The sequence below is a fragment of the Spirosoma sp. genome, assembly GCF_048594605.1.
Taxonomy (GTDB): domain Bacteria; phylum Bacteroidota; class Bacteroidia; order Cytophagales; family Spirosomataceae; genus Spirosoma.
Genome location: NZ_JBMDWV010000028.1, coordinates 1 through 26,877, shown reverse-complemented (window position 1 = coordinate 26,877; position 26,877 = coordinate 1). Strand labels below are relative to the sequence as shown.

Sequence of the window (26,877 nt, the reverse complement as noted above, 5' to 3'; positions counted from 1 at the left end):
AAATCAAACAGAGGTTATTAATTTTTAGTGATGAGCGATAAGTGCTAAACGATGTTACATCGGCTATTCATCGTTTAGCACTTATCGCTCATCGTTCATCACTCCATCACTATGACCACAGGTATGTTGCGCGATGACGCGCTGAAAGGAAAAACGATTATTGTAACCGGGGGCGGCACCGGCCTGGGGAAATCCATTAGCCGGTATCTGCTTCAACTGGGAGCCAACGTAACGATTTGCAGTCGTCGGCAGAACGTCATTGATGAAGCAGCTCAGGAATTAACGAACGAAACCGGAGGGAATGTACTGGCAGTGCCATGTGATGTCCGAAATACGTCGGACATCGAAAACGTTATCGCCCGAACGATTGAAAAATTTGGTAAAGTGGATGGCCTGCTCAACAACTCGGCCGGGAACTTCATCAGCCCGACCGAACGACTTTCCTATAAAGCCTTCGACACGATTGTCGATATAGTTCTGCGAGGTACGTATTACTTTACGCTGGCAATCGGTAAATACTGGATTGAGAACAAAATTCCGGGTGTCGTACTGAATATTTCAACGACATACGCCACAACTGGTTCGGGCTACGTAGTGCCGTCGGCGGTGGCAAAAGGGGGCGCACTAATCATGACCAAATCGCTGGCCGGTGAGTGGGGTAAATACGGTATCCGGCTCAACGCCATCGCACCGGGGCCATTCCCGACAAAAGGTGCGTGGGACCGGCTTTTTCCTGAACCATTAATGAAGATGATGGACCCGACCAGCCGCATTCCGCTTAAGCGGGTTGGCGAACACGGCGAGCTGGCAAATCTGGCAGCTTTTTTACTTTCCGATTACTCTGGCTTTATCACCGGCGAAACCATTACTATTGATGGGGGCGAAGTGCTCATGGCGGGCGAGTTTAGCCATCTGGAAAACGTTACGCCCGATCAGTGGGACATGATCGAACAGTCAATTAAGCAGGCAAATCGGGCAAGCAAAAAAGAATGAAAAGACGTAACAGCAGCGCTTTTTTCGCGGGTTCATTCTTTCGCTGTTTCGCCTTTTTTCGGCACCTTTGCCTCCAGAAAATTGTTCTACTTACGTATCAAAACCTATAAAAATGCCCAACTGGTTTCTCGGAAAAATCCGCTATCAACAGCCCATCGACGATTCGAACGTCGGCAGCCGGAATGAAGAGTTTATCAAGCAAAAAACCGTAACGGAAGCGTATCTGGTGGATGCGGTTAGCTACACTGACGCCGAAACCCGGCTTTATCAGGAAATTGCCGCCAATACGCCCGACTTTGAGATCACCAACATTTCGCGCATGAAACTGGCCGATGTCTTCCACAACGAAGAGGGGGGCGAAACCTGGTTTAAGGTAAAGGCGATGTTCATCACTGACGATGAAAAAACGGGAAAACAAAAGAAAACCCCAAGCGTCATGCTGGTCAATGCCGAAACGCCCAAGCAGGCTTATGAACGTGTTGAAGTGAGTCTGAAAACGGCGCTTGATCCGTTCGAGATTACGGACGTCAACACCACGAAAATCCTTGATATTTTTCCTTATACGGAAGAAGCTGCCCGCAACTTACGGCCACTTAGTGAGCTGGTAAGCCCTGAACCGGAAGCCGCTTAGATAATTAAATCAATTTCTAAATCCGCTGAAGAGGACTTTACTCCTGTATAGAGAAAGCCCTCTTCAGCGGATTTAGAATTTATATGCGCAACGGATAGTGCAGAATCATCCTTCAGTTTTATAGAATTCTGGCCGATTACTCAAACTATTTGCCTTGAATAGCATCAATTACTGATATTTGTGCCATTATGAAACGCACTCTGTTCCGATTGTTCAATTTACTGATGGCCTGCGTCGTGCTGCTGAGCAGTACCGGCTTTGGCCTGATTGAACATACGTGCCAGATGCGGGGCCATAAAACAACCATGGTTGTTGCCTTCAGCGAGGCAAAATCGCAGGGATGCGCTATCGACCAGCAGCCAATGTCATCGCAGCAAACGGTTATCAAAAAAACGGAATGTTGTCAGGATGATCAGCGCTACGAAAATGTTGATGTTTCGTCGTCGCTGAGCCAACTGGTTGCCAAGTTTGTCAAGAGCGTTACTGAAACCGTTGTAGCAGGTTTCGTAGCCGTTTTTTCGTGGCTGATTGAGTTTATTTTTGCGGAAAAATCGGCATCCGTTTCCGCTTTTTCGTCTCCTCCTTCACTGTCTGGGCGTGATATTCTGACGCTCGTTCAAAGTCTCCTGATTTGATACGTTGATTGATGATGCTGACCTGTGTCTTTGCGACATGGGCTTGTTCTTCTATTCATCAAATCAATGTACTCATGCGATTTCTTTTTTTATGGGTGGCACTGGTAACCGTTGGAACTGCCAGCGCTCAATCCGATTCAACAAAAACAACCAACCCGCCAGCCGATTCGCTTGCAGCAAAACCTACCGTTCGAGGAAGCGTTGGCGAAGCGGTTAATGGCAAACATGTTCCTCTTATTGGCGCTACCGTTCTGTGGTTGGGAACTTCAGCAGGAATTGTGACTGATCAGGACGGTAAATTCCAACTGTCTGTTCATCCGACAATAAACCGGCTGGTGGTTAGCTACGTTGGTTACCAACCCGACACGCTCGTAATTGCGAATCCAGCCGCTAACGTAATGGTCATGCTACGTAGTGAACGGACATTGCAGGAAGTGACCGTATTGGGAGCGCCCGGCCAGATTGATCAGGTTAATCCGATTCATACGGAATTCATTACTCAGAAAACATTGGCCAAAGCGGCCTGCTGCAACCTTTCCGAGAGCTTCGAGACGAACGCGTCCGTTAGCGTATCCTATAGCGATGCCGTAACGGGAGCAAAGCAGATTCAGTTTCTGGGACTGGGCGGTCAGTACGTTCAGACCAACGTTGAGAACATACCGACAGTACGTGGGCTGGCTACTACGTTCGGCCTGAATTACATTCCCGGTACCTGGATTACCAGCATCGACATTGGAAAAGGAGCGGGCTCGGTTGTGAACGGCTACGAGTCGATGAGCGGCCAGATGAACGTCGAATTACAAAAACCGGATTCGCCTGATAAACTGTTTCTGAATGGTTATGTCAACAGTTTTGGACGTATCGAAGGCAATGCCAACTGGTCGAAGGAGCTAAACAAAAAATGGAGCGTGGGTGTATTGGGTCACGCCAGTACGCTACGTAGTGAAATGGACCAGAACGGCGACGGCTTCCGGGATCTTCCGCTTTATACACAACTGAATGCTATCAATCGCTATAAATACAGCAGTGAGCGATTTATGGCGCAGGTTGGCGTAAAAGCCTTGTATGAAAATCGCGACGGCGGCCAACTCTCTCGTTTCGGGTCGTCACGTTACAGTTTTGGGAATACTACCAAACGGCTGGAGTTTTTCTCAAAAACGGCGAAGCTGTACCCTGAAAAACCATATAAAGGACTAGGTCTAATTCTAAATGGTGTCCATCACGAACAGACTGCCAATTTTGGATATCGGCCCTATTCTGGCCAGCAGCGGACTATTTACGCAAACCTGATTTATCAGTCAATTATTGGCAATACGAATCACGCTTACAAAGCTGGCGTTAGTTATTTGCTGGATGATTATCGGGAGCAGCTCGGCTTTATTCTGACGAATCGCACAGAGTCGGTGCCTGGCGTTTTTGCTGAATACACCTATACGTATCCTGAGAAACTGACTTTCGTTTTGGGCGGGCGGTTCGATTATCATAATCTGTTTGGCGCTCAATGGACGCCCCGCGCTCATCTTAAATACAATCTTAGTCAGCACGTAACGTTACGGGCTTCAGCCGGACGAGGTTTCCGCACACCAAACGTATTTGCTGAAAACTTTAGCTATCTGGTCAGTTCGCGGGCCGTTATAAATGATGCTGCACTACGTCCTGAAATATCGTGGAACTACGGGTTGAGTTTGACAAACGAGTTTGCGTTGTTCGGCCAGAAAGCCACGTTTGTGCTGGATTATTATCGCACCGATTTTCGGGAACAGCTAATGGTCGACCTGGAGCACCCGCGCGAGCTGCATTTTCATAATCTCTATGGCAAATCGTTTGCCAACAGTTTTCAGGCTGAGTTGAACTATCAGCCTATGAAACGACTGGACGTAAAACTGGCCTACCGGCTCTTCGACGTAAGGCAGAGCATGAGCGTTCCTTCGGGCGATACGTTGCTGTTGCCGCGCATGATGGTTCCCCGCGATCGGGTCCTGCTGAATGTCGCTTATGCGCTTCCGTTCGACAAATGGAAATTCGATGCTACGTTACAATGGAACGGTCCCCGCCGGATTCCGTATCTGCGAGAAGACGCTGATTATGAGCAGCCACCCTACGTTCCTATTACGTATTCGCCGGGATTTTATAACCTGAACGCGCAAGTTAGCCGTGCGTTTCGGAGCGGATGGGAAGTTTATCTGGGAGGTGAAAACCTGACTGGCTTTCGCCAAAGCAATCCAATTTTTGATGCGTCCAACCCGTTCGGCCCCAACTTCGACGCCGGTACGCAAGTGTGGGGACCCGTTACGGGCCGAATGGTGTACGTAGGCTTCCGATTTAAACCGCAACGCTGAGCCTGGATTTTATTATGACGACACTGATTATCCGAAATATGGTATGCGATCGCTGTAAGCGGGTCGTACGCGAAGAGCTTGAGAAGCTTGGACTCGTATTGAGCCGGGTAGAACTGGGCGAAGTTGATAGTGAGGATATGCCTGCGAACGTATCGCTCGATGAGGTACGGCAGGCATTGCAGCAGAACGGTTTTGATCTGGTTGATGATAAAAAGCAGTCGCTGGTTGAACACATGAAAGTGTTGTTAATCAATGAGGTGCAGCATCTGAAAGGGGAACGGTTGGCGGCTGAGAACTACTCTGCATTTCTGGAGCGAAAACTTGGTTACGAATACTCATATTTGAGTGGCTTGTTTTCGACCAGCGAAGGACAGACACTCGAGAAATACATCATCGCCCTTAAGATCGAGAAAGTAAAAGAATGGCTACGGTATGATGAACTGACCTTGAGCGAAATCGCGTGGCGACTGAACTATAGCAGCGTTCAGCATCTCTCCAACCAGTTCCGACAGAGTACGGGTATGACTCCCGGGCAGTTCAGAAAAGCGACGCAGGTAGAACGACGTAGTCTGGACAGGATTTAAGGACGGGATAATTATGGATACTTGTTTGCCCAGTCACTCAGTGGCAATTGATTTCTGTCCAAAACTATGTAAAAACCCTATCGAGTAAGCGTAGTTATCTGGATAGATCAACGGTGGTCTGCTAAAGAACAACAGTTATGGAAACGACACAACACAACCACACACACGTCGACACTTGTTTTGAATGTGCCGAAGCCTGCGAACGCTGTGCTACAGCTTGTCTGGAAATGCACGATAGCGATAGTAAAGGCCACGACATGACCGCCTGCATCAAGTTTTGCCGCGACTGTGCTGATATCTGCACGCTCTGTGGACGACTGGATGCGCGTGGTTCTGAGTTTTCGCGCGATTTTATGGTCTTATGCGCCGAAGTGTGCGATGCCTGCGCCGAAGAATGTGAAAAACATGCTGATCATCATGCTCACTGCAAAGCTTGCGCCGAAACCTGCCGCAAGTGCGCCGAAGAGTGTCGGTCAATGTCGGCTAATGCCTGAAAATTCTCGAAAATGTCCGAACAGTCAACTTTCGGACATTTTCATAGCTATTTAACAAAGCCGATAATCGTATGCATTCAGTACTTCTCCTTTGGTTTGTCATTGGCTGGCTCATAGGTACCGATCCGGTCGATGCTAAGCAGATTGGTATTGGAATCCACCCAGCTGTCGCTACGGACCCGGTCCGTGGAGCACATGTGGTTTATGGCAAAGGAAACGCTATTTTTTACACCACGTCGCCTGATGGTAACCGGTTTAGTACACCGGTGCAGATCGATAGCCTGGTGGGGCTCCACCTGGGTGCATCACGTGGTCCGCAAATTGCGGCTACGGCCAAATCTGTTGTGATTACGGCCATCGACAAACTTGGTAATGTGTGGGCTTATTCGCTCAACCGCGCTACGGGACAATGGCAACCGAAGGTGCGTGTAACGGACGTACCTGACGTAGCAAAAGAGGGCTTTGTTGCTTTGTCGGCTGGGACTGGGAATGTCTATAACGCCATCTGGCTTGACCTGCGAAAAGATAATCACAATAAAATCGTTGGCGCACGTTCAGCGGACGGTGGACGGACCTGGTCAGCCAATCAGGTGCTGTATCAATCGCCGGATGGTACAGTTTGCGAATGCTGTCAGCCTTCCGTGGTTAGTCAGGGGAAACACGTCTCTATCATGTTTCGTAATTCTCTGGGCGGATCACGGGATATGTATCTGATGCAATCAAAAGATGGTGGTCTTACGTTCGGGAAAGCCGAAAAACTTGGCGAAGGTACCTGGACGATCAAAGCCTGTCCAATGGATGGGGGAGGTCTTTTTGTGGCTAAAGACGGAACGATCACGACGGTCTGGCGACGCGAAAATAAATTGTTTAAAGCCAGGCAGGGCCAGACTGAAACGGAAGTAGGCGAGGGGAAAAATGCCAAAATTGTTTCGACTAAAAAAGGTGACTACGTAGTGTTTCAGCAGGCAGGACAGGTAATGGCTGTGGTTCCCGGTGAGGCCCAGCCTAAAATGATTGCGTCGGGGGGATATCCAAAAGTAGCCTTATTATCAGATGCCAGGATTCTATGTCTGTGGGAGCAGAACGGCGCTGTCTGGGCGCAGATAATTAAGTAATGATTTATACGACAACCTGATGAACAAGCTTATAATTGTCGCGATACTTAGCCTGAACGGATTAGCCTACGGTCAGCACCAGCATCATGAAAGCACATCGACTGTACCGGCTAAAGATAAGCCCAAATCGGATAAGACTAAGCCGATGGACCATTCCATGCATCAGGACATGGGTACGGGCAAACACGACGCTATGGAAAAGCACAGCATGCTGGGGGATGGTGCGATAATGAATTACGGCTTTACGATGGACACTACGATGGGTATGACGCATTCACTCTCGCGTAACCTGTCTATGAATCGTAACGGCTCAGGTACGGCGTGGCACCCAGACAACACGCCCATGTATGCCTACATGGCTATGCCGACAGGAAGTAAATGGAGTTACATGCTGCATTACGCTGTTTATTTGCGCTATACCAGCCAGAATGCTAATAATGTTGATAAGCGCGGCCATGCACAACAGTTTGGTGCCCCTAACTGGGTGATGGGTATGGCACAGCGAAAAGTTGGGAAGCGAGGCTTATTTCAGGCACGAGCCATGCTTTCACTTGATCCGCTGACGGTAAGTAATGGAGGTTATCCGCTGCTGTTTCAAACGGGAGAGAGCTATAAAGGCCAGCCGCTTATCGACAAACAGCATCCACATGACCTGATCTCTGAATTGTCGGTCAGCTACAGTCATGCGTTTAGTAAAGACATCGATTTGTACGGTTATGTCGGCTACCCCGGCGAACCGGCTCTCGGCCCTCCGGCCTTTATGCACCGAATATCAGCCTTCGGTATTCCAGAAGCACCATTAGGGCATCATTGGCAGGATGCTACGCATATTTTGTTCGGTGTTGCTACGGCCGGTTTTCGCTACAAATGGGCAAAACTGGAAGCCTCCTCGTTTACAGGTCGGGAGCCCAACGAAAGCCGTTACAATTTCGACAAACCTCGTTTTGATAGTTACTCGTACCGACTGTCCGTGAATCCGTCGCCTTCGCTGGCTTTGCAGTTCTCGCAGGGATTTATTCATAGCCCCGAAGATTTACATCCTGAAGAAGACGTAACGCGTACAACCGCTTCGATACTCCACAGTAAAGGATTAGGACCCGATCGTTACGTTACGTCGGCTTTCGTGTGGGGACGTAACAGCCATGATGGTGAGGGGGAGAATTCATTTCTGGCTGAGAGTAACCTGCAATGGAACAAAACAGCTTTTTATGGCCGCTACGAGAATGTGAGTAAGTCGCTCGAAGAGCTAAATATTTCTCTTCCAGGGCAATCGGATATGCACCGTAGTTACGTCATAAATTCAATTACGCTGGGAATGAATTATCGCCTTGTGCAAACGTATAATACCGACCTGGTTCTGGGGGCTCAGGTTACCAGCAGTGTGCCGGATACGTTTTTACAGACTTATTACGGTGCAATGCCCATTTCAGGAGAAATTTATCTTCGCATATCGCCCAGTCTGATGACCATGCGTAATATGAACCATTCGGGTCACGGTCAGATGCGGGACATGCATCATTAGCGAAATTTTATGCTGGCACCATTTATACAAAAAAAACGTTATTAATTCACCATAAACCAATTATGTCATGCTACGTAACCTATTCTTAACGGCCCTAACCACGTTTGTACTGCTGGGTAACTCGTTCGCCAACGTATCAACGGGAGACGACAAAGAGAAGGAAGTTAAAATAAAAACATCGGCTATTTGCGGTATGTGCAAGGCACGTATCGAGCGAAACCTGGCGTTTGAAAAGGGCGTAAAAGAAGCCGATCTAGACGTAAAGACGAAAATTGTTACAATTAAATACAACCCGGCGAAAACGGACGTAGCAAAATTAAAAGCGAATATCAGCAAAACCGGTTATGATGCCGACGAAGTCGTTGCCGATCAAGTGGGCTATAACAAATTGCCAAGTTGCTGCAAGAAAGGTGGTAGTATGGATCACCAGTAAAGAGCATTTAACAAAAAAAAGAGGGCTCGAATTCAATTGAATTCGAGCCCTCTTTTTTTTGTTAAATGCTGTGTTTAAGGGCATTCACTAATTAGGTGGCTGCCTGAGCGGCTTTGGGCTCAATGGTATACGTACCAAAGAATTCGTGCGTCACGCCTTCATACAACTGATGCGTTACCGGCCTTAGACAGCGCATCCCGAAGATCCATACCATCGCTTTGTAGCGGATCAATTTCGGCAGCAATAATAGTGACGGAGGGCAGGCCTATCAGATTTACCGAAACCGCAGACCATTCTCTTTATTTTTTGTTGTTGATAAATATGACTTACGAAAATTCGCCTGCGTTTGCCCAAAAACTTGATCAGCAAGATCCGCTACGTCATTTCCGTGATCGCTTTCATGTGCCTCAACGCGCTGGAAAACCGTTGACGTATCTATGCGGAAATTCGCTGGGACTTCAACCAAAAGCGGTGAGAACGGCACTGGATCAGGAGCTTACTACGTGGCAGAATCTGGGTGTAGAAGGCTGGTTTGACCGGACAGAAAGCGCAGAACAACCCTGGCTCGGATACCACAATACCTGTAAGGAAGCGTTGTCGCAACTGGTAGGAGGAGAGCCTTCGGAAGTTTGCCCGATGAATGCGCTGACAGTAAACCTACACCTACTACTCGCTACGTTCTTCCGACCGACAGAAAAGAAGTATAAGATACTGACCATTAAAGGTGATTTCCCATCGGATCAATATGCGCTGGAGACCCACGTAAAGCATCATGGTCTGAACCCTGCCGATACGTTGATTGAGATTGCCCCCCGTTCCAGCAATGGCGAATCCACGCTGGGCGAATCTACGCCGGGACTGATCCATACGACTGACATTCAGCGAGCTATTACCGAAAATGCTGATTCATTGGCTGTAATCTGGATGAGCGGTTTGAACTACTACACAGGACAAGTGTATAACATGGCTGCTATTGCCGAAACCGCCCAACGGCACTGTATTCCTGTTGGTTTTGATCTGGCGCATGCCATTGGCAACGTACCGTTACGTTTGCATGACTGGGGTGTTGATTTCGCTACGTGGTGTTCGTACAAATACCTCAATGGTGGCCCTGGTGCCGTATCAGGCGTGTTTGTTCATCAGAAGCACCACGAACAGAATCTGCTACGTCTGGCAGGCTGGTGGGGTTACCGCGAGGACCGACGCTTTGAGATGGCACCCGGATTTTTGCCTGCGCCTGGTGCCGATGGCTGGCAGGTCAGTACGCCGAATATTCTGGCATTGGCCTCGCACCGAGCTGCTATCACGATTTCGACCGAAGCGGGAATAACGGCTCTCCGACAGAAAAGCGAACAGCTCACGGGTTTTCTGGAGTACGTATTGAGCCCGTTTGAGGAGATTCAGATCCTGACGCCCGACGACCCAAACCAGCGAGGCTGTCAGTTATCCTTATTGGTACGTAAGCGTGGTAAGGAATTGTTCAATTACCTAACCCAGCAGGGTATTATCGGCGATTGGCGCGAACCGGACTGCATCCGGCTGGCTCCTGTTCCTCTATACAATACGTTTGAGGAGGTTTGGCGAGTGGGGGCGATTATAGGGGATTTTTTTAAGAAGCTGGAACGCTGATTGTTTGAAATGTATAACCGTGGAAACCGCAAAAAGCATCCTATTTAGTCAGAATCGGGTTGATTAAACGTAATGTTACGTTTTAAGCCTTCCAGTTTGGTACGCTTCACAGCTGAGCGACGAAAGATTTCCCGGAAAACGTCTTCGGTGATCTCTTCCCAGTCTTGTTTCGTAAATGCAGCTAAATCAGAATGAGGGTGAAAAGCGGGTGTCTGGTGAGGTCTGGCGAACCGATTCCAAGGGCAAACGTCCTGGCAGATGTCGCACCCAAAAACCCAGTTGTTAAATTTGCCGCGTACGTCTTCTGGGATCGCTTCTTTCAGTTCAATTGTAAAATACGAAATGCACTTGCTGCCATCCACTACGTAGGGGTCAACAATCGCTTCGGTCGGGCAGGCGTCGATACAGCGGGTGCAAGTGCCGCAATAATCGGTGATTGGCCCATCGGGTTCCAGTTCGAGATCAAGGATTAGTTCGCCAATGAAGAAGAATGAGCCTATCTCGCGGTTTATCAGATTCGTATGCTTGCCTACCCATCCCAGGCCCGCGCGTTTAGCCCAGGCTTTATCCATTACCGGGGCCGAATCAACGAACGCTCGTCCACCTACCTCACCAATCGTTTCGTGTATGTACGCCAGTAAATCTTTCAGTTTATCTTTAATAACGAAGTGATAATCAGTGCCATACGCATATTTGGATAGCTTATAATCGTCGGCAGCCTCCGGAAGTTTCTGCTCAGGATAGTAATTGAGCAACACCGTAATAACTGATTTCGCGTCGTCTACCAATAGCCGGGGGTCAAGCCGTTTATCGAAATGATTGGCCATGTAGTTCATCTGACCGTGCATTCCGTTTTTCAGCCAGGATTCTAATCGGGGGGCTTCTTCTTCCAGAAAATCCGCCTTTGCCACACCACAAAAATCAAAGCCCAATTCGGTAGCCCTGGCTTTGATCAATTGCGTGTAATGTCGAGCGGGTGCGTGCATAAAATGAGTATTGGAAAATGGAGCCTGCTCATCCTGAACGAATTTGCCATCTTTTTAAATCCTGCCAGGTGTTCAAATCAAAAGAAGCAGCATTTATATAGCCTGTGCATTACCCTATGTTTGGGGAAATTCTGATTCTCAAAATGTGTCAACTTGTCAGGAAATGCGGTTTTGGCCAAGCTTTTGACCATCTTTGTCTATGAATTTCTGGAAGCGAAATAGAAACTCAAGGATGGAAAATAAAGACATTATGGACGAACAATCGTCCACGAATACCCAACAACCTGACAACCTGACCACTGATGAAGCTGTAACGATCAACGGCGGAGAACCCGAAGCAGTTATCGAAGAGAATGCTGCTGACGGCATTGTGGCAGAAACTGCCCCGGCAGACAACAAAGTTGGCAGTGAAATAGCCGAACTCAAAGATAAATATCTCCGTTTATACGCTGATTTTGAGAATTTTCGTCGGCGTACAGCAAAAGAAAAACTTGACCTTATCGGGACTGCAAACGAGGGTTTGCTGAAAGCCCTGATACCAGTTGTTGACGATTTCGAGCGCGCAGTACAGTCTATGGAAAAAACCGACGACGTAGCAGCGGTGAAAGAAGGTGTTTTGCTAATTTATAACAAGCTAGTCAAAACGCTGGAAGGCAAAGGGCTAAAACCGATGGTGTCGAAAGGAGAGCCGTTTGATGCCGATCTGCACGAATCTGTTACGCAGTTTCCTGCCCCCAGCGAAGACCTTAAGGGTAAAGTCATTGACGAAATCGAAAAAGGATATTATCTGAATGACAAAGTCATTCGGTTTGCAAAAGTGATTGTAGGAAGCTAAAAATAATGAGAGAATGAGTGCCTGAGCAGATAGTGTCTATTTTGCTCAATCGCTCATTCTCTCATTAAAAAGATATGGCAACGAAGCGCGATTATTACGAAATTTTGGGCGTTGATAAAAATGTCTCGTCGGAGGAGTTAAAGAAAGCTTATCGCAAGATGGCTATCAAATACCATCCCGATAAGAACCCCGACGATCCCACAGCTGAAGAGAAATTTAAGGAAGCTGCCGAAGCATACGACGTACTGAACGACCCTCAGAAAAAGGCCCGTTATGATCAGTTTGGTCATGCTGGTATGGGTGGAGCGGCCGGTGGTTATGGTGCGGGTGGGCCGTCAATGGAGGATATTTTCAGTCAGTTTGGCGATGTTTTCGGCGACGACTCTCCATTTGGAAGCTTCTTCCGGGGCGCCAACGGCGGTGGTGGACGTCAGCGTGTTCGGCGCGGTTCTGATCTACGCATCAAACTAAAGCTGAATCTGCAGGAAGTAGCTAACGGCGTTGAGAAAAAAATCAAGGTTAAACGGCACGTAACCTGTAATACGTGTGGTGGTAATGGCTCCAAAAATGGCACGGCCGTACAAACGTGTTCAACCTGTCAGGGAACCGGTCAAACCCGCAAAGTAGTAAACACAATGCTTGGTCAGATGGTATCGACCAGCACTTGTCCGACCTGTAATGGTGAGGGTAAGATTGTAACGGATCGTTGCGACGCCTGCTTTGGCGAAGGGCGCGTTTTACAGGAAGACGTTATCCCAATCAAAATTCCGGCTGGTGTAGCCGAGGGTATTCAACTTTCAGTTGGTGGTAAAGGGAACGTACCACCGCGTGGTGGCGTAGCGGGCGATTTACTTATTGTGATCGAAGAGGAAGAAGATGCAGACCTCAAACGCGATGGAAACAACGTCGTATTCGATCTCTACGTCAGCTTTATTGATGCCGCCATCGGTACTAGTGTTGAAGTGCCTACCATTGATGGCAAGGCACGTATCACACTGGACCCCGGTACGCAGAGCGGCAAAATTCTCAGATTGAAAGGCAAAGGGATCAAGGAGTTAAACGGCTATGGCCGAGGTGATGAACTTGTTCATGTCAATGTCTGGACTCCCAAGGCGTTGTCGTCGGAAGAACGTTCGTTGTTGGAGAAGCTACGAAGCTCTCCGAATTTTCAGCCAAAGCCGAACAAGAATGAAAAAGGATTCTTCGACAAAATGAAGGATTTCTTTCACGGATAATTCCTGTCATTAAGGGACGCAAACCGATATATATAAGTGACAAAAAAGTCCCGAAAAGGGGCTTTTTTGTTTCTACACTGTATAACTGTTACGCGGTAGTTAGGTCATTTGGCTTCTATTTGTACTTTATAGCACCTCATGTATAAAGTAACTGGCTTCGTCAGATTTATATAATACAAATTGTTCAGGGCTTTTGTAGCCCAGCGACGACTGGCTCGCCGGAACCATGATTTCCCTATTATAATACAGCCCAATGTAGCCGAATTGAACAAACTTTTTAAGGCACATCGTCGAATGATGATCTTAGAATAGAGCTGTACTCCGTCGGTAGTTGGTGGGAGTGTGCTGATAGTACCGTTTAAATAACTTATTCAGATGACAGACGTCAGAGAAACCGAATTCATCGGCTATCTGAGAGATGGTCATGGTGCTTAGGCTCAGCCTTGCTTCAACCTGTTTGAGTTTGTAGCGGATAATGTATTGCTGTATTGATTCGCCCACCTGTTGCTTAAATAGAGCCCCTAAATGGCTGGCCGAATAGTTAAAAACATCCGCTAGTTTTTCCATACGTAATAAACCCGGCTCCGTTATGTGCTGGTTGATATACGCTACAATACGTTGTATAAACACAGAAGGCGTTGTTGATCGCGCTGATACACTAATCGAATGCTGAGCGAGATGACGGTCCACTAAACTCAAAATCGTCTTCATTAGCGATTCTACAACTGGGTTAGCCAGTAATGGGCAAAGACGCTGCCGTTCCATAACTAAAATTTCGACCAGTAGCAGCAGAGTCCGCTGCTCAGTTGGGTTGGCGATGAGAGTACCTGATAATGGTGCCCTATAAGCCTGAATATGAGGCCACAAATCGACATGCGTTGTCATTAAGCTGGATATATATGGCCCTGTAAACCATAGGCTGTAAACGCTGGTCTTTTGGATATTTTTGAAGCTGTGCTTATCGGCAGGGCCCAGGAAAAATACATCGCCCGTCTGGTACACAAGTTGCTTACCGTTAATAATAAGCTCACCCCTGCCTGTTTGAATAAACACAAGCCTGTAATAAGTAGGCCTTTGAATGGTTGTTGGCCAATGGGAGGTTTCGAGTTGTTCGATATGTAGCGGTTCATGCTGGATAGCGGAATTCATAATGAGTAATGTTTTAAAAGAGATAGGTTCGTTTGCTCCAAGTTTCATTGCGAACAAAATGCCATTATGCCATAATACAGAGTTAAGTGAGTTAATATTTTGAATATCAATATGTTGTGTAAGGTGCTTGCTTTGCGAAAAGACTCCAACACAATGGAGACTCCAATATATTGGAGATCTAGAATGGAGTGGGTGTACGTTGTATCTTTACAGTATAAGTGTGGTTAACTTGATATGGCCCATCCCAGCGAAATGACTCGGCTGCCTTCACTGCTTGTAGTGGAAGATGAGTTTTTGATTGCGCACGACCTTCGGCGTATCCTTATGAAAGCTGGTTATCAAGTTATTGGTCTGGCAGAATCGGTAGATGAAGCCAAAGCAACCGTAGCCGATCAAACGCCGGATATTGTGCTGCTCGACATTTTTCTGGATGGTGATGAAACCGGAATCGATCTGGCCCACTGGCTGAATGAAGAATCGATTCCCTTTGTTTTTCTATCCGCCAACCTGACCGATGGCCTGCTAGAAGCGGCTAAACGTACCCAGCCGTTCGGCTTTCTGACGAAGCCATTTCGGGAGAAAGATGTGCTGACAACGCTGGAAATAGCCCGTTACCGGCATGCGCACAGCGAGGAGGCTAAACTTCGTCAGCAGCAGACGATTCAGATTGCGGTGAACAATGCCATTGTCACGATTCAGGATCGAGAGCAATTATGTCTGGCCATTGCCCGCCAGATCAACCAACTCGTGCCTTTTTCCTTCCTCAACCTACGCATTGGCCTGCCTGATGAATCATCATTTTACTGGTTGATGCTGGAAAAAAACAAGGCTGATACGTTTGGCCGTGTAAATCTGGCTGCCTTGTTACGTAGCGAAGCCGATACGCAATTGTTGGATAAGCTGGACCGGGAAGCACCGGATCGGCTGGGGGAGCAAATGGGCGTATTTACCGGCGAAGCCTTTAACCAACTCTGCGACAGCTACGTAACGGCGCGTTCCTGCCGGGATAATTTTGGGGTTCGCTCGCTGATGCTGTTTCCTATTCAGCTGAAGCGTAACTCCTTGACGACGATTATTTTATCCAGTACGTTGCCAGATGGATTTACCCAGAAAGATTATCAGGCGGTTAGTTTGATTACGCCCCAGATTGCCTTGGCGCTGGATAATCTACTGGCCTATGAGGAACTGGAAGCCCGCCGACAAATAAAAGCCATTGAATTGACGATTGTGAATGCCTTCCGGAATGGACGCGATCTGAGGACAGTTTTAACGCAGGTGGCCAGCAGTATTAACGATCTGATGCCCGTTGATCTGACAGCAGTTTTTCAGGTTGGTCAATCGCCGGAAACCGTTACGTTCGATAGCCTGGTACATAAACAAGCTGGTTCTTTTGTTCCACTAACTGAACAGGATTTATTTCATCAGTATGGGATTCAGCAGGCCGATTGGAAACAAGCCCTTACCGATATGCGCTCTTGGCTGATCAAACCAACGCTTAGTGTGGGCTGCCAGTTTACCGATGGCGCACCTGATAACGTAATGAATGGCCTATACCGGAAACTCGGCTTACAGTCGGCTATATACGTCCCAATTTTTAGTAAAGATCAGCCGATGGCTTCATTGGTGTTGGCTAGTCGGGCGCCGTATGCGTTTACCTATAAGGACCTCAGTACATTACAGGATATCAGCATACAGATGGGACTGGCGCTGGAAAATCTGCTTGCCTTTGAGCAGATCAAAACGCTAAGCGAGCAGCTCGAACTTGAAAAAACATACCTGACCGAAGAAATTAAAACAAGCCATAACTTCGGGGAGATTATCGGGGTCAGTCCTGCTTTGTATACCATTTTTAAAAGCATTGGCCAGGTAGCCCCAACCGATTCGACCGTGCTAATTCTGGGCGAAACCGGAACAGGTAAGGAACTTGTTGCGCGGGCAATCCATAATTTATCGCTCCGCAAAGGCCGGGCGGTTGTCAAAGTAAACTGTGCTGCTTTGCCCGCCCAACTGATTGAGTCCGAATTGTTTGGGCACGAACGGGGTAGCTTTACTGGGGCGACGGAAAAGCGAATCGGTAAGTTTGAGCTGGCCAACGGCAGTACGTTGTTTCTGGACGAAATTGGCGAGTTACCCCTTGAATTACAGGCGAAACTGCTGCGAGCGATTCAGGAAAAAGAGATCGAGCGCCTGGGTGGAAAAGGTCCTATTCAGATTGACACCCGGATAATTGCGGCTACCAACCGGAATTTGCAGCAAGAAGTGGCCAATGGCCGATTCCGTTCCGATCTATATTACCGGCTAGCGGTATTTCCAATTGTGGTTCCGCCCCTCCGTGAGCGCCCCGACGATATTCGCCCGCTGGCGATGCATTTTCTCCAACGTATCAGCAAAAAACTGGGCAAGCCACTAACCAGCATCGCTAATACCTCGCTTCAGCAATTGTTTACGTATCCCTGGCCGGGCAATATTCGAGAACTGGAACATGTATTGGAGCGAGCGGCCATTCTATCATCAACGACTACCCTGGAACTGGCCGAACCCCTGCGAGCCAGTCCGTTTTTTAGTTCAGCGATTGTAACCAGTCAGTTGTCAGAGGAGGTGCAACCCATTGACGAAACCATGCGGGCGGCTATTCTGGCCGCTCTGGCCAAATCAGGAAACCGGATTCGGGGTAGCGGTGGGGCGGCTGAATTGCTCAATCTAAAACCGACAACGCTGGAAGCCCGGATGAAAAAGCTGAATATCAGCGCGCATCAGAGAAACACGACATTCTGAGCACGCAGGGTTTAAGCTGAAGATCATTAGACAGAAGCTCTTCTATACCGAACAATCATTGATTTATACCGTTAGCCCTCGTTATCAGCTGGTAAATTTGCGATGCACCACTGAGCTAACTACTACTTGTTTTCAATCCGGATGCATCCACTGGAAACCGTTATTTTACTACTCATTTTTGTAATAGGGCTGGCGCTATTGGCTCGCCGGTTCCATCTGGTTTTCCCGATCCTGCTGACCGTTGGTGGGTTATGTATTGGCTTTATCCCTGGCTTACCCAGTGTGTCCTTAGATCCATCAATCGTGCTGCTGGTGTTTCTTCCACCGGTGCTGTACAGTGCCGCCTGGTATACCAACTGGAGCGACTTTCGCCGAAATCTAGAGCCTATCGTAGTATTAGCGTTAGCCCTGGTGCTGGTTACCAGCGTGGGTATAGCGTTGGTGGCTCATGCCCTTATTCCAGGTTTTACGCTGTCGATGGGGCTGTTACTCGGAGCCATCGTCTCGCCCTCCGATGCCGTAGCGGCCACGGCGGTGATGAAGACACTCGCTGTTCCCCGGCGAATTATGATTATTCTGGAAGGCGAAAGTCTGGTCAATGACGCGACGGCTCTGGTGCTTTTCCAATTGGCGTTGGCGACTATGGGCACGGGCGCTTTTTCGCTCGGCGATTCGCTACTACATTTTCTTGTATTGGCCGGGGGCGGGGTAGGTGTTGGCTTCGCTGTCGGTTATGCGTCGTTCTGCCTGCACAAATACGGTCGGCTTGAACCCACTCTGGAAACGGTATTAACGTTTGTGACGGCTTATTCGGCATACCTGGCTGCCGAAAAACTCCACCTCAGCGGTGTGCTGAGCGTTGTCACAACGGGACTTCTCATCGGTCACAAGCAATCACGGGTACATAGTCCGGTAGTACGGATGCAGGCAGTTGCCGTCTGGGACTTTGTTATCGTCTTGCTCAACGGCCTGATTTTCATTTTGATTGGCTTACAATTACCTCATGTAGTAACCGCGATCAAAGGGCAGTCATTAAGTCAACTAGTTGGCTTTGGTGTACTTGTTAGTGTAACGGCGGTTCTAATTCGCTTTCTGTTCATCTTTCTGGCCGATACCATTTCGAATCAGTTCCGCCAGCTTATCCACCTGCTGCCGGTGTTTCCTTCACGTAAGCATACAACCCTGCTGGCTTATGTTAGCATGCGGGGGATTGTGTCGCTGGCGGCTGCGCGAGCTATCCCGGAGCAATTACCCAATGGGCGTCCGTGTCCGGGTCGAAACCTGATTTTGTTCATTACGTTCTGCGTAATTCTGTTTACTTTGGTTGGGCAGGGGATAGCGCTTCCAGCGGTAATTCGGGTATTACAATTTGGTCAGCAGCCTACCGATTACCTCTCCCGACACGAAATCCGCCAACGGTTGTCGAAGCGAGCTTTGGTAGAAGTGAACCAGGTTGTCCGTCGCGATGGCCTTACGGGAAATGTAGTACAGGAAATCATTGACCGCCATCAGGCTCAGCTTAATGAACTGGAACAGGGTGTATCGACTACGTCGCTTAATCAACATAAGTTGGGTCAAAAACTGATGCGGACCGCAATTCAATCGCAACGTGACGAATTGTTAGCACTACGGGATAACCAACAAATTGATATTGAACTATTTCATGAGTTGGAGAACGAACTGGATCGGGAAGAAATCCAACTCCAAAATACCGATGTGTAAGCAGGTGGTCAAAAGGACTTAGGGAGGTTTCTTTCCGTTCTTTTAACCGGACTGAATTCCAGCCAGATTTGTAACCCTTCGTTCTGGCTAATCTGTAGTTTACCACCAATTTGTTGACTAAGCCCCCGAATCATCGTTAAGCCCAACGTAGCACTATTTTCAACATGCAAGCCGTCTGGCAGCCCAACCCCATCGTCGCTGATGACCAATCGACAAAGCTGGTCATTAAGCGGCTGAAGCTTGATTTGAATCGTACCGAAATGATGCGTTGAACCGGCTTTTTGGGGAAAAGCGTACTTAAGCGCATTCGTGAAAGCTTCGTTGATAATCAACCCGATGGGAGTGGCCATAGTAACATCAAGTTGTATCGGAGCTAACTCTAAAACAATTCGTACCGAATTGGGCGGACTGAACGATTCCTTTAGGTAGTCAACGATCTCTTCGATAAACTCGGCCATATTGACCTGATCCAGCTTATCGGACTGATACAACTTCTGATGAATCAGGGCCATAGCCTGTACCCGGTTCTGACTGTCCTTAATAGCCGTCAGCGCCGTCGAATCGTCCAGAAAATCAGATTGGGCGTTGAGTAAGCTGGTTATCACCTGCAAATTGTTTTTCACCCGGTGGTGAATCTCCCGCAGCATCCATTCTTTTTCGTCCAGTAGCCTTTCTTTTTCGCCCAGCACCTGTTCCAGCGAGCTATTTTTCTGGTTAATTTCCGCTTGTTTTGCCTCTAAAAGCTGATTACTTCGCTTTTTGAGTCGATACTGATTATAGCTAACGCCCAGCAAGCCGGCTAACAGAATCGCTCCGGCAATGAATCCGTTGCGCGTCGTTTTTTCGTGCGCCAGTTCGATTTGCTGGAGACTACTTTGTTTGCGGAGTAACGCAATGTCCTGCTCTTTCTGTCGCGTATCGTAGTTGATTTGGAGGCTGGTAATCTGCTTACTTTTCGTCTCATTAAACAGCGAATCATTCAGGGCTTTGTGCATTCGAAAATGACGAATAGCCTCCACGTACTTCCCCTGCGCCGAATCCACCTTAAATAAAAGCAGATGAATGTCTTTAATGGTCGACAGCGAGTTTTTCTGCGGAAAAAAACTAAGCGCTTTTTCTAAATGAAAGCCCGCTTTCCTGAAGTCTTTCTGCTCAAAATAAAAGGTGCCGATATCCTGTTCGGCCTGCTGGGAGGCTTCAAAATCTAGACCATTTTTGGCATACCAGGTCAGCGTTTCTTTATAATACTGTTCGGCCAAACGTGGGTTATGCAACGCATCGTAACAGTACGCTAAATTCTGGGCAACGCAGGCTTTTTGAATGACGGTATTGGTCGGAATTTCCTGAACCAGTTTTTCGATTAACCGAAGCGCTTCTCTCGGTTTTTTCTGCGCAATCAAGTCTTTCGCAATAAAGCCCGCAGTATTAAACAGCGCAAAGTTGGGCAACTTTTCCTGCCGCCACTTGGCGAGTGATTTTTTAAACCATTCAATGGCCTTCCGGTGGTTACCGGTCTCATCATAAATCCGCCCCAGGTCGCCGTAGAAGGCTGCGGCCGAAATCGTATCCCCTGTTTTATGCATACTGTCAATGCACAGCAAAGCGTAACGCAGCCCTTTTGCGTAATCACCTTTCAACGTACCGACGCTGGACAAGGAATTATACGTGTAATGCAGATTGGGATAGCGAATTGATTTATAACGCTTTACTACGTGCAGCAACGTTGCTTCGGCGCTATCTAATTTTCCTGCGTATAGGTACGTATCTCCGATTTCTTTTAGGGCGAGAATCTCTTTCTCTGGCTTACGTAGTGATTTATAAATAGCGGCTGCCTGACGAAAATTAGCAAAGACAGGTCGGTAGTCTGAATCAACATTTCTTAACCAGACACCCAGCCGGAAGCGGGTATTCGCTTCACCCATCCGATCGCCTTTCTGCTGACAATCACGAATTAACTGCGCAAACCGCGCTCGCCCAAGTTGATTATTACCGCCTTCCATATCGGCAATTACCAGCATACTTTCGGCATCGTGTTGCCAGGTGACCAGATGCAGGGAATCACTTAACTTTTTGGCCTGGAGCAAATACGTTCGGCCGCTGTCTAAATCGATTTTGGACTCACCCGGTTTGTAAATGTGAAACTTGCCCAGTTCGAGTAAAATAGGGAGTCTGTTTTCATTGGGTTGGCTGGTTCGTAATTGATCGAGTAAACGGTTAACCTGCTGCCGGTTTATCGGTTGCCCATCGGCTAATACGGTTTGTAGGCCTATGGCCAACAAAAGAATTAGTCGCTTAACGGGGCAAGCACGCACCAGGCTGGTTAACCATCGGTCAATGAACCTATTTCTCCCTGGCGGCATAGTCCTTTCTAGTTTTATAGAAACACGCCTAACGGTAGACTGCCCGCGCAAATCGGCGGAATAGGGACGTGTTATACAAATATAGGCTTACCCCTGTTTTTTATAAGCCAGCCCAGGTGGTTCATTCAGGGTGTATACAGCCATTTGGCTACTAACCGAACGTAGCGGGGCATGATCACAAACGTCATTAGCGCAACAATGATCGAACTCGTTAGGAAACTTTTAAGCAATGGAATAGACAGAAAAGGCACTTCCTGAACCGCAGGAGCGAGCAGTTGCGGAATGAAGTAGGAGAGTGGAAAAATAGCGGATAGCGTCACTAAAAATTGCTTGTAAGGCGGGGCCTTCTTTGGGCTCTGTGGGGGAGTAAACCAGAACTCAAGCCCAGTCTTTATGTCAATTTTTTCATCTTCGTTCAACATGGGCCGTACTTTTTCGATCATACGCTTTCGATTGGAAGAGTCAAGCCAGTTACGGAGATTTACTTCCGAATCAAAGTGAAGAACAATAGTATACTCGTCACTTTGTCCGTGTGGTCTGATTACGTTTACACCTCGATGACCGGCTGCCTGCTGGGCGAGTGGTACAATTTCAGTTAGCCAGTTCTCATACGCCTGGATCTGCTGCCTTAAGGGGCGCTGAACGATGATGGTCGTAACGGCGCTATCAGCTTTGATGATCATACCCGCTGTCATACTACGCGTTGTTTATGGCTCAATTTGCCAAACTGCGTCATAATATAGGTCACTCACTCAATTAGTTCGTTTTCAACTGGGGTAATCTTTGCTCAATTTTTGCCCGCGAGGCTTCGTATTGCTTCGGTAGTTTTAGGCTGTTTCCTAATTCGGCCAGCGTTTCGTCGATTGTAAAGCCAGGGTTATCAGTTGCAATTTCGAACAGCACACCACCGGGTTCGCGGAAGTAGAGTGAGAAAAAATAATCGCGGTTGATTTTGGGAGTAATCTGTAAGCCGCTGTTCAGAATCTTTTCCCGAAATTCCATCTGGATGGCATCGTTGGCGACCCGAAACGCTACGTGGTGGTTCGTCCCGGCAGCGTTACGTCCCAGTTTGCCATTGGGCTCTTCCAGCAAATCGACAATCGATGCGTTGGGCACGGCATCCGTTTGAAACCGGTAGCGATTGCCTTCCTGCGCCAGTAGTCGGTAACCAAAAATGTCGGTTAATACGTTCGCGGTATCCTCTATTTTTTGCAACGTCAACGTAACACTGTGAAAACCCTGCGTGGCCATGTCCTGCTTAATGTCTTCCGTTTCCCAGCCTGAGCGGTCGTCAGGTTGTCCAGCAACGATGAGTGAGAGCGCAAGCCCGTCAGGATCTGTGAAAGGCAGATAGGTTTCGCCAAATCGCTCAGCCTGTTCGCCTACCGCCACTCCATACTCCCGAAAGCGACCGGCCCAGTTATCCAGGCTCCTCTGAGGAACGTCATACCCAATCTCAGTAGCCATACCCACACCGTTTCGACCGGGACCAATGCCTTCCCAGGGAAAAAAAGTTAGAATAGTACCGGGCGTACCTGTTTCGTTACCGTAGTAAAAATGATAGGTGTTCGGGTCATCGAAATTGACTGTCTTCTTTACCATGCGTAAGCCCAGCACATGGGTGTAAAAATCGTAGTTACGCTGAGCGTTGTTGGCAATGGCGGTAATGTGATGTAACCCTAAGATGGAATCGTTCATCATAAAAAATGAGTCTGTAAAGTGAATGATGGATAACGTTTTTGTCACCCCCTCGTTAGCGGGGATGACAAAAAAATCTACCAGTTTCCCTTCTGGAATGCAGGTTAAGACTCCGATTGAATAAAGGCCAGTAAATCAGCGTTGATGGTGGCCGCTTCCGTGGTTGGCATTCCATGAGGAAATCCAGGATACGTAATCAGACGGCCATTTTTCAGGAGCTTGATGGCTTTTCGAGCCGTAATATCAATAGGCACAATCTGGTCATCTTCGCCGTGCAGGACCAGAACCGGTACGTCTATATTCTTGAGATCTTCCGTAAAATCAGTTTCAGAAAACGCTTTGATACCGTAATAATGCGCATTGATACCGCCCATCATGCCCTGACGCCACCAGTTATCCCGCACACCCTGTAGGGGAGTTGCACCAGGCCGGTTGTAGCCGTAGAAAGGCAGGGTGAACTCGTGGAAATATTGCGGACGCTTGGTAGCTGTGCCTTCACGAATTTCGTCGAACACCGACATCGGCACCCCGTCTGGATTGGCTTCTGTTTGTACCATCAACGGCGTAACCGCACTGATAAGCACCGCTTTGGTAACCCGTCCCTGTCCGTATTTCGCTACGTAGCGGGCCACTTCGCCACCACCCGTGGAATGCCCGATATGAATAGCATCTTTTAAGTCTAGAAACTCAACTAATTCGGCGGCATCAGCAGCATACGTATCGATGTCGTGTCCGTCTGTTACCTGGGATGAGCGTCCGTGCCCCCGCCGATCGTGGGCTACTACGCGATACCCCTGTTTCAGGAAGAACATCATCTGAGCATCCCAGTCGTCGCAGGATAATGGCCAGCCATGATGGAAGACCACGGGCTGGCCGGTTCCCCAATCTTTATAAAAAATCTCGGTACCATCTTTAACTTTTAACGTAGGCATAGTTTTGGGATTATAAGAGTTAAACCATATCGAAGAAAGCTGAATCTATTGGATTTCTCAAGTCAAAGTTGGCGGGAAGTAGTCTGACAATAACGGTACGAATCGCGGGGAATGCGGTAAAAATCGGGGTTTTTCTGAACGGTTTTGGTCGCTGCTATAACAAGTTCAGTTAATGACAATAATCAACCATTGTTTGAAAGATAACAAATGAACTAATTTATACAAATAGGCGGATTTAGCTAAAGGCCAGATGAGCCGGATGAAGTAACAGTTTTATTATAGCGGAACGTACACCTGCCACTAGCGTAGTGAGATCATCGATCCTATCCTGTAAAAACTACTGGGTTCACAGCTTTCCTCATTCCAGAAAGCGGGTAAGCTTTGACCAAGTATTCACCGCGTCATCAGGTACCGCCAGGGTAAACGGGAAGAACTTGGTCAACTTCTGGTACTTGGCTCGCGGCTTATTCATTAACGATTCGACTAAGGTCAGAGCAGGGGAGAAGATAGTACAGATCAAGTGCAGGTAACAAGGATTACCAACTTGGTAACCTGTCTTACCATCCTCATCCGCCTGCTGGGGGAACTTTGTTCTGCGGAAACAACGAATCGGAACAGCGTCTCTGCCAAACCCTGATAAACCTTCCTCCAGTAAACCATAACGCACTCCTCTGTCATGCAACGACGAAATTTCCTTACCCTCAGCGCCCTAACCGTAGGCAGCGCTACGTTCGCCCGAAATAACGCCGACCAAAAACGCGTCGGGGTTGTGGAGGAGCAATACCCCATCGGCGACTTCATCTTACAACGGATGGATAAAAACCAGCTACAGGTGGTGCATAAGCAGCTGCCTGGCCGAATACTCTGGCAGAGCGCAGCTGATGGTAATTTTATTATCGCCGAGAAAGCTACTGCCAGTGTTGAGTCTTTCGGTGAACCAGAAGGTTCGTTTACGATCACCGACAAGGTGCAGGCTACGTACGACAGGCCGAGTATTGATCAGATTGTGGTGAGCGGAAATAAGACTATCGTATCGGGAAAACTGGCGGCCAGAACAGGAAGTATTGGCTATACCGTCAGCTTCAATCAGGTTGCTTCGGCTCAGTTGCAGTTTGAAGTCAAAACGGATAATATGGCGAAAGGGGTTAACCGGATTCGGCTACGACTGGCCTCCTCAGCCGACGAAAACTTTTTCGGCTTTGGGCATCAGCTTACCTTTTTCAACCAGAAACATAACAAGCTACCAATTTTGGTGCAGGAACATGGCGTTGGCCGGGGGCGCTCTATAGTTACGGAGATAATTGACGCAGAAGCCAAGAGGGGTGGTCGAAATCCCTACGTAACAGAGGCACCGGCACCCCACTACATTACCAGTAAACTTCAGTCCCTTTGTCTGGAAAATACCGAATACAGCGAGTTCGATATGAAGCATGCGACGTATACCGACATCAAGCTCTGGTCGGGGGTAATGACTGGCCGGATTCTGTTTGGTGCAACTCCCCTCGATCTGATTGAAACGTACACGGCGTATTGCGGCCGTATGCGCGCTTTACCCGACTGGGTACATCAGGGCGTTATTGTCTCGGTGCAGGGTGGCTCGCTGGTCGTACAGGAAAAACTGGATAAACTGCGTAAGGCCCAGGTTCCCATGGCCGGATTATGGATTCAGGACTGGTGTGGCGTTCGGCTTTCCGACACCGGTAGCCAGCTCTGGTGGAACTGGGTACTGGATGATTCAGAAACCTCAACCGGCTATTTCGAATGGCGAAAACTAGTAGCCGAACTGGAGAACCAGGGAGCCCGGATGTTGATTTACATCAACCCGTTCCTAAGCATTGATGCGGGAGATGATCCCAGCCGCCCCCGCAACTCGTTATATCTGTATGGTAAAGAGCGCGGATACCTGGTAAATGACCCTAAGAAGAATGGCGAACCATACCAGATTAAAAATACCAATTTCTATGCCGCTATGGTTGACTTGAGTAATCCACAGGCAAAGGATTGGATGAAAAGTATCATCAAAAATAATATGATCAGTAAAGATGGGAATGGGGCTGGAGCCAGCGGCTGGATGGCTGATTTTGGGGAAGCCCTGCCCTTCACGAGCGAGTTATATGGCGATGCGGACCCCTACGTCTGGCACAACCATTACACCGAGCAGTGGGCCCAGCTTAACCGGGAGGCCATTCGGGAGGCAGGTCGCGAAGATGACATCTTGTTTTTCAATCGTTCGGGCTTTACCCACAGTCCGGGCTACTCCACCTTATTCTGGTTGGGCGATCAGTTGCAGTCCTGGGATGAATACGACGGCATCAAAACGGCAGTAGTGGGTATGCTTTCGGGCGGGATGTCGGGCTTTAGTCTGATTCACAGCGATACAGGGGGCTACGTATCGCTAAAGATACCACCCAACCTAACGCGTAACTGCGATATTCCCATCATCTACCGTACTGATGAACTGTTTCAGCGGTGGATGGAACTGTCGGCGTTCACTGCCGTTTTTCGCACGCACGAGGGCTACGATCCGAAGGTGGCCGCTCAGTTTAATAGCAGTCAGGCAAATACGGAGCATCTGGCCCGCTTCGGAAAGGTGTATAAGGGACTCGCTACGTATCGGAAACAGGTGGTTGCGGAGGCTACGCTAAAAGGATATCCGGTGGCCCGACACTTATTCCTACATTACCCCGACGATCACAACACCTACGCGCTACGTTACCAATACCTGCTGGGCCGCGATCTGCTCGTAGCACCAGTGCTGGACAAAGGCGCTACGTCGGTCGAGGTATATTTTCCGGTGGGCGACGAATGGG

Annotated in this window: 22 protein-coding genes; 15 read left to right on the top strand and 7 right to left on the bottom strand. The window is 48.4% G+C overall.

Translation table 11 applies throughout. The annotated features are described in order from the left end of the window. Positions 1-111 precede the first annotated feature (111 nt). The 9 genes from ACOJS8_RS01500 (at position 112) to ACOJS8_RS01460 (ending at position 8,746) form a co-directional block, all read left to right on the top strand. Positions 112-993, top strand: a complete 882-nt coding sequence (locus ACOJS8_RS01500; protein WP_420146755.1) for an SDR family oxidoreductase — start codon at positions 112-114, stop codon at positions 991-993. Positions 994-1,105: 112 nt separating this feature from the next. Further along, positions 1,106-1,624 carry a DUF4494 domain-containing protein gene (locus ACOJS8_RS01495; protein ID WP_420146754.1) on the top strand — a complete coding sequence of 173 codons (519 nt, stop codon included), beginning with the start codon at positions 1,106-1,108 and terminating at the stop codon, positions 1,622-1,624. A 188-nt stretch (positions 1,625-1,812) separates the two neighbouring features. After that, positions 1,813-2,259 (top strand): HYC_CC_PP family protein, encoded by a 447-nt coding sequence (locus ACOJS8_RS01490; protein WP_420146753.1) that lies wholly within the window; start codon positions 1,813-1,815, stop codon positions 2,257-2,259. Positions 2,260-2,333: 74 nt separating this feature from the next. After that, positions 2,334-4,598 carry a TonB-dependent receptor gene (locus tag ACOJS8_RS01485; RefSeq protein WP_420146752.1) on the top strand — a complete coding sequence of 755 codons (2,265 nt, stop codon included), beginning with the start codon at positions 2,334-2,336 and terminating at the stop codon, positions 4,596-4,598. 14 nt (positions 4,599-4,612) lie between these two features. Then, positions 4,613-5,182, top strand: coding sequence for an AraC family transcriptional regulator (locus ACOJS8_RS01480; RefSeq protein WP_420146751.1), 570 nt, complete (start codon positions 4,613-4,615; stop codon positions 5,180-5,182). A 137-nt stretch (positions 5,183-5,319) separates the two neighbouring features. Further along, positions 5,320-5,676, top strand: coding sequence for a four-helix bundle copper-binding protein (locus ACOJS8_RS01475; RefSeq protein WP_420146750.1), 357 nt, complete (start codon positions 5,320-5,322; stop codon positions 5,674-5,676). A gap of 71 nt (positions 5,677-5,747) precedes the next feature. Beyond that, the gene (locus ACOJS8_RS01470; protein WP_420146749.1) at positions 5,748-6,791 is read left to right on the top strand and encodes a sialidase family protein; all 1,044 of its coding nucleotides are present in this window, start codon (positions 5,748-5,750) and stop codon (positions 6,789-6,791) included. 19 nt (positions 6,792-6,810) lie between these two features. Then, positions 6,811-8,313, top strand: coding sequence for a hypothetical protein (locus tag ACOJS8_RS01465; protein WP_420146748.1), 1,503 nt, complete (start codon positions 6,811-6,813; stop codon positions 8,311-8,313). 67 nt (positions 8,314-8,380) lie between these two features. Continuing rightward, positions 8,381-8,746 (top strand): heavy-metal-associated domain-containing protein, encoded by a 366-nt coding sequence (locus tag ACOJS8_RS01460; RefSeq protein ID WP_420146747.1) that lies wholly within the window; start codon positions 8,381-8,383, stop codon positions 8,744-8,746. Between the two features lie 91 nt (positions 8,747-8,837). On the opposite strand, the gene ACOJS8_RS01455 is transcribed toward ACOJS8_RS01460, so the two are convergent. After that, positions 8,838-8,990 carry a hypothetical protein gene (locus ACOJS8_RS01455; RefSeq protein WP_420146746.1) on the bottom strand — a complete coding sequence of 51 codons (153 nt, stop codon included), beginning with the start codon at positions 8,988-8,990 and terminating at the stop codon, positions 8,838-8,840. Between the two features lie 77 nt (positions 8,991-9,067). On the opposite strand from ACOJS8_RS01455, the gene kynU reads away from it, so the two are divergent. Beyond that, on the top strand, positions 9,068-10,375 hold the full coding sequence (gene kynU / locus ACOJS8_RS01450; protein WP_420146745.1) for a kynureninase: 1,308 nt from the start codon (positions 9,068-9,070) through the stop codon (positions 10,373-10,375). A gap of 44 nt (positions 10,376-10,419) precedes the next feature. On the opposite strand, the gene queG is transcribed toward kynU, so the two are convergent. After that, the gene (gene queG / locus ACOJS8_RS01445) at positions 10,420-11,361 is read right to left on the bottom strand and encodes a tRNA epoxyqueuosine(34) reductase QueG (RefSeq protein WP_420146744.1); all 942 of its coding nucleotides are present in this window, start codon (positions 11,359-11,361) and stop codon (positions 10,420-10,422) included. A 232-nt stretch (positions 11,362-11,593) separates the two neighbouring features. Between queG and ACOJS8_RS01440 the strand changes: the two genes are divergently transcribed. Continuing rightward, positions 11,594-12,196 (top strand): nucleotide exchange factor GrpE, encoded by a 603-nt coding sequence (locus ACOJS8_RS01440; RefSeq protein WP_420146743.1) that lies wholly within the window; start codon positions 11,594-11,596, stop codon positions 12,194-12,196. A 74-nt stretch (positions 12,197-12,270) separates the two neighbouring features. Beyond that, positions 12,271-13,431, top strand: a complete 1,161-nt coding sequence (dnaJ, locus tag ACOJS8_RS01435; RefSeq protein WP_420146742.1) for a molecular chaperone DnaJ — start codon at positions 12,271-12,273, stop codon at positions 13,429-13,431. 303 nt (positions 13,432-13,734) lie between these two features. Here the strand turns inward: dnaJ and ACOJS8_RS01430 are convergent, their stop codons facing one another. Then, positions 13,735-14,580: a helix-turn-helix domain-containing protein gene (locus ACOJS8_RS01430; RefSeq protein WP_420146741.1), complete on the bottom strand. Its 846-nt coding sequence runs from the start codon at positions 14,578-14,580 to the stop codon at positions 13,735-13,737. 234 nt (positions 14,581-14,814) lie between these two features. Here ACOJS8_RS01430 and ACOJS8_RS01425 point away from each other — a divergent pair, with 234 nt between their 5' ends. Both ACOJS8_RS01425 and ACOJS8_RS01420 read left to right on the top strand, forming a co-directional pair. Further along, positions 14,815-17,355 carry a sigma 54-interacting transcriptional regulator gene (locus ACOJS8_RS01425; RefSeq protein WP_420146740.1) on the top strand — a complete coding sequence of 847 codons (2,541 nt, stop codon included), beginning with the start codon at positions 14,815-14,817 and terminating at the stop codon, positions 17,353-17,355. Positions 17,356-17,496: 141 nt separating this feature from the next. Next, the gene (locus ACOJS8_RS01420; protein ID WP_420146739.1) at positions 17,497-19,077 is read left to right on the top strand and encodes a Na+/H+ antiporter; all 1,581 of its coding nucleotides are present in this window, start codon (positions 17,497-17,499) and stop codon (positions 19,075-19,077) included. An 8-nt stretch (positions 19,078-19,085) separates the two neighbouring features. Here ACOJS8_RS01420 and ACOJS8_RS01415 read toward each other — a convergent pair whose 3' ends face one another. The 4 genes from ACOJS8_RS01415 to ACOJS8_RS01400 form a co-directional block, all read right to left on the bottom strand. Then, entirely contained in the window at positions 19,086-21,356 is a 2,271-nt protein-coding gene (locus ACOJS8_RS01415) for a histidine kinase dimerization/phosphoacceptor domain -containing protein (protein ID WP_420146738.1), read from the bottom strand. A gap of 206 nt (positions 21,357-21,562) precedes the next feature. Further along, positions 21,563-22,132: an antibiotic biosynthesis monooxygenase gene (locus ACOJS8_RS01410; protein ID WP_420146737.1), complete on the bottom strand. Its 570-nt coding sequence runs from the start codon at positions 22,130-22,132 to the stop codon at positions 21,563-21,565. A 61-nt stretch (positions 22,133-22,193) separates the two neighbouring features. After that, entirely contained in the window at positions 22,194-23,135 is a 942-nt protein-coding gene (locus ACOJS8_RS01405; RefSeq protein ID WP_420146756.1) for a ring-cleaving dioxygenase, read from the bottom strand. Between the two features lie 104 nt (positions 23,136-23,239). Beyond that, positions 23,240-24,067, bottom strand: a complete 828-nt coding sequence (locus ACOJS8_RS01400; protein ID WP_420146736.1) for an alpha/beta fold hydrolase — start codon at positions 24,065-24,067, stop codon at positions 23,240-23,242. 676 nt (positions 24,068-24,743) lie between these two features. Here ACOJS8_RS01400 and ACOJS8_RS01395 point away from each other — a divergent pair. After that, the coding region (locus tag ACOJS8_RS01395) for an alpha-glucosidase (RefSeq protein ID WP_420146735.1) at positions 24,744-26,877 on the top strand (2,134 nt) is incomplete at its 3' end.

What these genes read in the sequence shown, in the direction of transcription:
- ACOJS8_RS01495 (WP_420146754.1), top strand. Translation starts at nt 1,106, where the DNA reads ATGCCCAACTGGTTTCTCGGAAAAATCCGCTATCAACAGCCCATCGAC.
- ACOJS8_RS01400 (WP_420146736.1), bottom strand. Translation starts at nt 24,067, where the DNA reads ATGCCTACGTTAAAAGTTAAAGATGGTACCGAGATTTTTTATAAAGAT.
- ACOJS8_RS01430 (WP_420146741.1), bottom strand. Translation starts at nt 14,580, where the DNA reads ATGAATTCCGCTATCCAGCATGAACCGCTACATATCGAACAACTCGAA.
- ACOJS8_RS01425 (WP_420146740.1), top strand. Translation starts at nt 14,815, where the DNA reads ATGGCCCATCCCAGCGAAATGACTCGGCTGCCTTCACTGCTTGTAGTG.
- ACOJS8_RS01420 (WP_420146739.1), top strand. Translation starts at nt 17,497, where the DNA reads ATGCATCCACTGGAAACCGTTATTTTACTACTCATTTTTGTAATAGGG.
- ACOJS8_RS01410 (WP_420146737.1), bottom strand. Translation starts at nt 22,132, where the DNA reads ATGACAGCGGGTATGATCATCAAAGCTGATAGCGCCGTTACGACCATC.
- ACOJS8_RS01460 (WP_420146747.1), top strand. Translation starts at nt 8,381, where the DNA reads ATGCTACGTAACCTATTCTTAACGGCCCTAACCACGTTTGTACTGCTG.
- ACOJS8_RS01405 (WP_420146756.1), bottom strand. Translation starts at nt 23,135, where the DNA reads ATGAACGATTCCATCTTAGGGTTACATCACATTACCGCCATTGCCAAC.
- ACOJS8_RS01475 (WP_420146750.1), top strand. Translation starts at nt 5,320, where the DNA reads ATGGAAACGACACAACACAACCACACACACGTCGACACTTGTTTTGAA.
- ACOJS8_RS01500 (WP_420146755.1), top strand. Translation starts at nt 112, where the DNA reads ATGACCACAGGTATGTTGCGCGATGACGCGCTGAAAGGAAAAACGATT.
- ACOJS8_RS01440 (WP_420146743.1), top strand. Translation starts at nt 11,594, where the DNA reads ATGGAAAATAAAGACATTATGGACGAACAATCGTCCACGAATACCCAA.
- kynU (WP_420146745.1), top strand. Translation starts at nt 9,068, where the DNA reads ATGACTTACGAAAATTCGCCTGCGTTTGCCCAAAAACTTGATCAGCAA.
- ACOJS8_RS01465 (WP_420146748.1), top strand. Translation starts at nt 6,811, where the DNA reads ATGAACAAGCTTATAATTGTCGCGATACTTAGCCTGAACGGATTAGCC.
- ACOJS8_RS01490 (WP_420146753.1), top strand. Translation starts at nt 1,813, where the DNA reads ATGAAACGCACTCTGTTCCGATTGTTCAATTTACTGATGGCCTGCGTC.
- ACOJS8_RS01470 (WP_420146749.1), top strand. Translation starts at nt 5,748, where the DNA reads ATGCATTCAGTACTTCTCCTTTGGTTTGTCATTGGCTGGCTCATAGGT.
- dnaJ (WP_420146742.1), top strand. Translation starts at nt 12,271, where the DNA reads ATGGCAACGAAGCGCGATTATTACGAAATTTTGGGCGTTGATAAAAAT.
- ACOJS8_RS01480 (WP_420146751.1), top strand. Translation starts at nt 4,613, where the DNA reads ATGACGACACTGATTATCCGAAATATGGTATGCGATCGCTGTAAGCGG.
- ACOJS8_RS01485 (WP_420146752.1), top strand. Translation starts at nt 2,334, where the DNA reads ATGCGATTTCTTTTTTTATGGGTGGCACTGGTAACCGTTGGAACTGCC.
- queG (WP_420146744.1), bottom strand. Translation starts at nt 11,361, where the DNA reads ATGCACGCACCCGCTCGACATTACACGCAATTGATCAAAGCCAGGGCT.